Origin of the sequence: Paenibacillus maysiensis (assembly GCF_000520815.1) — a bacterium.
GTDB classification, from domain to species: domain Bacteria; phylum Bacillota; class Bacilli; order Paenibacillales; family Paenibacillaceae; genus Paenibacillus; species Paenibacillus maysiensis.
Genome location: NZ_ASRY01000077.1, coordinates 1 through 5,990, shown reverse-complemented (window position 1 = coordinate 5,990; position 5,990 = coordinate 1). Strand labels below are relative to the sequence as shown.

The following is a 5,990-nucleotide window of genomic DNA, read 5'->3' as shown; positions in this document are numbered from 1 at the left end:
GGCGGCTGCGGCCTGTGCTACGCTCATAAGCGTAGCTGCGATGCACAGCGCGGATAGCTTCGTATTTATTTTCATACCTGTTTTCATCATTCGATGCACCTCCATAGTCATATGTCTGCATAAACTGCACACGTTTCTATTATAAGAATCTCGCTTCTCGATTGGGTTGCTAAATTGTTTCTATTTGCCTTTTTTTGTTCATTCTACACGAAGTTTGTCCGTATTTGCCGGGTGCGTTTCTTCTGACTGCTTCACTCGCTTTGCCTCCACCTCTTCCAGGGATTGTGACAGTTGCTTAACAGACCGGTCAAGCTGCTCCAATCTCCGGCTAAGGGTGACAAGGATATATTTTAACAGAATCAGACTTAATGCAGCAGGGAATCCGACATTGGTTACGAGCGTAATCATACCTTCCGTCGTTAGAGAAGTCACATATCCCGCCTCCTTTTTCATGCGTATATTTCACTAATAAGAACTAATGTTCCCATTTTTATAAAAGTCATACGTTGTCTTCTTTTTGGCATGACAAAAAGAGCTCCGATCAACCCAGAACCCTTTCCGTTTTTGTTCATTCGCGTTTCATTTCGACCTGCAAATTGACCTGCAAATCAAGGGATGTATATATTCGGCTGCGCGGGCTTGGACATCCCTTCTCCCAGATAAAATCCAGTGTGCGGCGGCTGGTTATAGGCCACGTTCTGCCAAGCCACGCTCAGGCGGTACACCGGATCATGCATAAGTGTATAAAAACGATACTCTGACTCATATGGTGTTGTGTAGATACGCAGCGCCGAATTATCGCTTTTGCGCCAAATCACTTCCTCGCGCCAGTCTCCGAACAGATCGGCCTGCAAGGACGGTGTTCCTTTCGTTCCGTTATTGGAGCTGGTGCCTGTCGCCGTAAGCAAATTGGAAGTGGTTGAGTTCGTATAGTTCCACTTATCTATTTTTCCAGCGCTTGAAGAGGTATGGTCAAGCAGCTCACGCAGCAAGTCGCCATCCCACCAGATGCCAAAATTAATGGAGGACGGTAGCGTATTCGTAATAAGCTCTCCTTTAGCCGAACGCACGCCGATGCCCGGTGCCCATTGCTCGTTGCCCTTGGTACGCGGGTCAATATCTGCCGACATGCCTCTTCCAGTATCCTTGCCTGTATTTACGCCCCATAAAATGTTACCATTACGCGGGTCGTACATGGCAGCGCCGTAGGTGGCGTTTTTGTCCTCGTTTACCTTGAACACTTCATAGCCTGAACGATCCGGGTCCAGATCCCCAACATGAAGCGCATCGCCGTGTCCCATGCCCGTATTTGCTAGCTTGGTCCCGTTATCGTCCACCACCAGCGAGCCGTACACGATCTCATCCTTATCGTCTCCATCCACATCCGCCACGCTCAAGCTATGGTTGCCCTGTCCGGCGGTCCCGGCATTGGCGTAGCTGTTGCTATCAAAGGTCCAGCGTCGATTCAAGTTACCATTACGCCAATCGTACGCGACCAGAACCGTCCGGGTATAATAACCCCGTGCCATCACAATGCTGGGCCGTACGCCATCCAGATAAGCAACCCCGGCGAGAAAACGATCCACCCGGTTGCCATAATTATCTCCCCAGCTGGATACCGTTCCCCGTGGCGGCACATAGTCAATCGTGCTAAGTGCTTTGCCCGTATCGCCCGAGAACACGGTCAAAAATTCAGACCCGTCCAAAATATAACCACTGGCATTGCGATAATCCGCCGAGGCGTTGCCGATGATCACCCCTGTGCCATCTTTAGTGCCGTCTGCTGTTTTGCATACGATTTCCGCTTTGCCGTCTCCGTCAAAATCATAGACGAGAAATTGCGTATAGTGCGCTCCTGCCCGAATATTCCTGCCCAGATCGATCCGCCATTTGCGTGTTCCGTCCAGCTCGTAGCCATCCAAAAATATATTTCCCGTGTAGCCGGATTGTGAATTGTCCTTGGCATTGGAAGGGTCCCATTTTAACACAAGCTCATACTCGCCATCCCCATCCAGGTCACCTACACTGGCGTCATTGGCATGGTACGTGTAGCTGACATTATCCGGGGTTGTACCACCTGCAGGCTGCTGGATGGGAACATCCAGATAGTTGTTGCTCCAGACTTTTACCGCCAGAGAAGCAGCCTGTTCTGCTCCATTCACTATGGCACGAACAGTGTAAGATGATGAGGTCGTACCTGCCTTGTCCAGAAAGTTGGTTTTCGACGTAATCGGCGCAGCATTGACCTTACTTGTCCCTCTGTACAGATTGAAGCCGGCCGAATCCGCTTCCGTGCCCAGCAGCCGCCAGCTCACCAGCACGCCCTCCGGCACCTTGACCGCGACGGCTCCCCGGTTCAGCTTTTCCATTTGCCTCGTAGAGGCAGCAGAGACATGGCTATCCATCGGGGTGACCACTCCACTCAAAATGACACCGAGACAGAGCAACGCAGTATACCGAAACCTTTTGTTCATCTGAATCCTTAGCTCCTTTCATGGTTTGTATTTTCAATAAATTTATTTTATCTGACTGATAAATTATTGTTGTTCAAATTTTATGATAGCGCTTACATAAAAGTAAAGGGACGAATACGTCCTTTTTGTTCAAAAATCCGGATAAATGCTTTTAAAATCAGAGGTCCATGAATAATCGTTCTTCATCCGCTATGCTCTGGATATCCTCCGAGCTGATGCTGATATACCGATAGCCTTCTGCCTGTTGTTTGGTTAATGCCAGCTCTTTCATAAAACGCGGACTGCCCTCTGCCGCATCCTCGTCATAAACGAGCAATAAACCATCGGTTTTGCGGAAAAGCAGTTCATCCCGTGCCTTGAGCTGCCATATTCCCTGATAAGGCTGGCGGCTGACTACTCCCACATAGTCAACTTCCTTACAGATCTGCTGAAAATATTCCTTTTTGTCCTCCTTCCACTTTTCCTCCATATTTTGATAGGCCGCCATAATGGAGCATTTTAAGTGAGGATATTGCTGCTTCAGTGAAATTGCCACTTCACAGGCCCACAGATCCACCCCGTACTGACCGGGGGTAATAATCCACTCCAGTCCTTCTTCAATCAGGGGAATGAGCCTGCCTGTGATCGCCTTTTTGATATATGGAATGCCTTCGTGCTTTTGGTTGAAAATATTCAATTCATGAGCGCGGTAGCCCGAAACGAGCAAGTTTTTCATCATCTCAACGTCCTTCTCGAATGATCATAATGGTTATTTTATTGTACCACTTACAAGGAGGCCGCTACATAACTTAGTTATTTGAAGGGCTGAGTGAATACGTCCAAAAAGACGAACTTCGCTCCATATTTGCTGGATGAGGTTCGTCTTTGGGGATTCGCTACTGGTTTCGGGTTAATGCGATTTAGTCTGTATTATAAATTTTGGGCGTAATGCTCGCTGGGTGTTTTCGTTAAAACGACATAAAGGCTGGATTCGATATCTGTGCCGTTGCTGGTTACTACCCCGAAAACGGATTTCATACTCGCAATAGTCGTCTCCGTTTACATTACATTCTTCCCCTGACATCCAGCACTCTTCAAGTGGCCGATTTGACACGCACATCTTTAATTCTAATGTTGCTGCTGAATAGGCCCGCATCGCTGCTCAATTTAAACGACGGATAATTAGGATCTGCCTCAAGCCTCATTCTACTGTCGAATTGCTGCTCCTGCTGTCGGTCTACAAAAAAAGAATAGGGCTCGGACTGAATGACTATATCGGTAGCATCGGGCGCAGTGACCACCAAGATGACAATTACGCCGTTACATCCACAGCCCTCTGTGTCATAAAACAACTTAAATACTCCCGGTTGTGCTGAAAGCGCGCTTGCTAATCGTTCAACTGACAATGGGTCCAACTGTAATTGTATATCCATGAGGCTATTCTTCTCCTTTATACATGAATGCTTGGAACCGCCGATTCCAAAAGGGATAATTTAAACATTGTATATGTATACATTATAGTTTTCAATATACTTGTGTGACTGCACTCACTTTTTGAACGATTGAGTGATGGGCGGCCCCGAACCAATTCTGAACAATGCTAAGAGCACACAAAAAGAGCACACAACCACACCGCGACAGTTGGTACAGCCACCATTTGTCGGGCCGCTGGATGGATCAAGCGCCACGTTCCAGAACAGAAGCTACTCCCTAGGGCCAACATTTATTTTCATAGAAAGAGAGCGTTAACAATTCAGTTAACTGACGATATAGTTACATTTTTGTCGCTTTTATATGACCCACTCATTCCAGCGCTCATATGAACATTTTTAACAAAAAAGTCCAAAGAGCTTCAAAAGCTCTCTGGTCTTTAAGTGGTTTATTCTTTATTCAATTCATAATTCAATTACTCAAAAGGATACCGAAGCCCCCACTGTGCGCGAATCTGATCCATCAGCTTCATAATACCCAGTGATTCATCCAAAGATATCGTGCTACTTTCGAGCAAGCCTTCATTCAGGCAACGCCCCACTTCTTCTGCTTCAAAGGCATACCCTGTGGAAGCTCGGTCATCCTGAAAGGTTTGTACCTCTTCGCCGTCCACATGTAAAGTAGCCGACGTGCTATTCAGGAAAGATGGAATGCGGATATATCCCTTTGTGCCATGGATGTATGCCTCATTCGTCAGTCCGAGACGAACTGCCCCGTTAAGCATAGCCGTGCGCCCGTTTCCGTAATCCAGCAGGATGGAGAATGTCTCGTCAACGCCCGTTTCCCCAACATGAGCTGTACTCCATACATGCTTGGGTTCAGGACCAAACACCATCGAAGCAAAAGATACCGGATAAATCCCCGTATCTAATAAAGCTCCTCCACCCAAATCGGGGTTCAGTAGCCGTCCCTCGGGATTCCAATCTACGCGAAAACCAAATTCCGCCTTAACCAGCTTCACCTCACCAATTCGTCCCGCATGTATCCACTCCCGCACTTGGCGAATCGCAGGCAAAAAGCGTGTCCACATCGCTTCCATCAGGAACAGCTTATGTTCACGCGCAAAGCCGATCAGTTCCTCCAGTTCCCCGCTATTCACGGTGAAAGGCTTCTCACACAGGACGGATTTTCCGGCCCGAAGAGCCGTCAGAACATTTTCTTTATGAAAAGGATGAGGAGTGCCTATGTATATAGCATCTACCTCGGGATCTTGAGCCAGTTTCTCGTAGCTTCCGTAAGCGCGTGCAATTTGATGCTTGGCTGCAAATTCGGTAGCGCTTTCAATAGTCCGTGATCCAACAGCGTACCCTTCCCCGTTCGTAACATGTGCCAAATCCGCGGCGAATTGATCTGCAATCCATCCCGTGCCGACAATTCCCCATTTGATCTTCTTGCTCATACTCGTGTCCCTCCCTGCAATATGGTCAACGTTGACTTACACAACCTCCTTTATTCTAGCAAACGCCTGCCAGGAACAAAAGAATTATCTGACGCAAATGATGAAGCCCCGCCACACGGATCTGCATGGACGGGGCTTCACGTTACTTCAAAATGAATCTCTATATCACAGCTTCTATCCTACGCCTGAAGCTGCGTAAGAATTTGCGGGTCCTTGATTTTCTGATCCTCAGCCAGCAGTACAATTTTGGATAAAATCTCGGCTGTTCTTGGATCTTCATCCAGGAACGGCAGGAAGATGCGCCCACGATGCTGCGAATGCACCGGAATGATATGCAGCGCTCCCTTCGCCTGCTTGTAGACACCGCCGCTTCCCAAATGCACCGCATATTCACCAAGGCTGCCGTCTACACGCGCATAATTGCCATCCAAGCGTACATTACTGATTTTCAGCAAACGCAGCGATTCCTGCACAATAACGCTACGCATTTCAATGGTCGTAAGACTGGCTTCCGGATCAACGCCACCCACATGAGCAACACTGACGACCAAATCTACATCCCGCATGACTTCCGAGAACAGCACTGGAGGAACTTCCTCCAACGGCACACTCTTATACGTTGTCCGATCAAAGAATTGCACCGTCTC

Annotated in this window: 6 protein-coding genes; all 6 read right to left on the bottom strand. The window is 48.0% G+C overall.

Annotated features, from left to right (window positions below):
* Positions 1–198: 198 nt before the first annotated feature.
* Positions 199–432: a hypothetical protein gene (locus tag L696_RS0105100; RefSeq protein WP_025682681.1), complete on the bottom strand. Its 234-nt coding sequence runs from the start codon at positions 430–432 to the stop codon at positions 199–201.
* Between the two features lie 176 nt (positions 433–608).
* Entirely contained in the window at positions 609–2,474 is a 1,866-nt protein-coding gene (locus L696_RS0105095; RefSeq protein WP_025682680.1) for a rhamnogalacturonan lyase family protein, read from the bottom strand.
* A 157-nt stretch (positions 2,475–2,631) separates the two neighbouring features.
* On the bottom strand, positions 2,632–3,189 hold the full coding sequence (locus L696_RS0105090) for an SLOG family protein (protein WP_025682679.1): 558 nt from the start codon (positions 3,187–3,189) through the stop codon (positions 2,632–2,634).
* 358 nt (positions 3,190–3,547) lie between these two features.
* Positions 3,548–3,886: an iron-sulfur cluster biosynthesis family protein gene (locus L696_RS0105085; protein ID WP_025682678.1), complete on the bottom strand. Its 339-nt coding sequence runs from the start codon at positions 3,884–3,886 to the stop codon at positions 3,548–3,550.
* A 473-nt stretch (positions 3,887–4,359) separates the two neighbouring features.
* The gene (locus L696_RS0105080; protein WP_025682677.1) at positions 4,360–5,343 is read right to left on the bottom strand and encodes a Gfo/Idh/MocA family protein; all 984 of its coding nucleotides are present in this window, start codon (positions 5,341–5,343) and stop codon (positions 4,360–4,362) included.
* Positions 5,344–5,522: 179 nt separating this feature from the next.
* Positions 5,523–5,990 (bottom strand): DUF7737 domain-containing protein (locus L696_RS28260; RefSeq protein ID WP_155985319.1); only part of this gene is annotated, 468 nt, incomplete at its 5' end.

What these genes read in the sequence shown, in the direction of transcription:
- L696_RS0105095 (WP_025682680.1), bottom strand. Translation starts at nt 2,474, where the DNA reads ATGAACAAAAGGTTTCGGTATACTGCGTTGCTCTGTCTCGGTGTCATT.
- L696_RS0105090 (WP_025682679.1), bottom strand. Translation starts at nt 3,189, where the DNA reads ATGAAAAACTTGCTCGTTTCGGGCTACCGCGCTCATGAATTGAATATT.
- L696_RS0105085 (WP_025682678.1), bottom strand. Translation starts at nt 3,886, where the DNA reads ATGGATATACAATTACAGTTGGACCCATTGTCAGTTGAACGATTAGCA.
- L696_RS0105080 (WP_025682677.1), bottom strand. Translation starts at nt 5,343, where the DNA reads ATGAGCAAGAAGATCAAATGGGGAATTGTCGGCACGGGATGGATTGCA.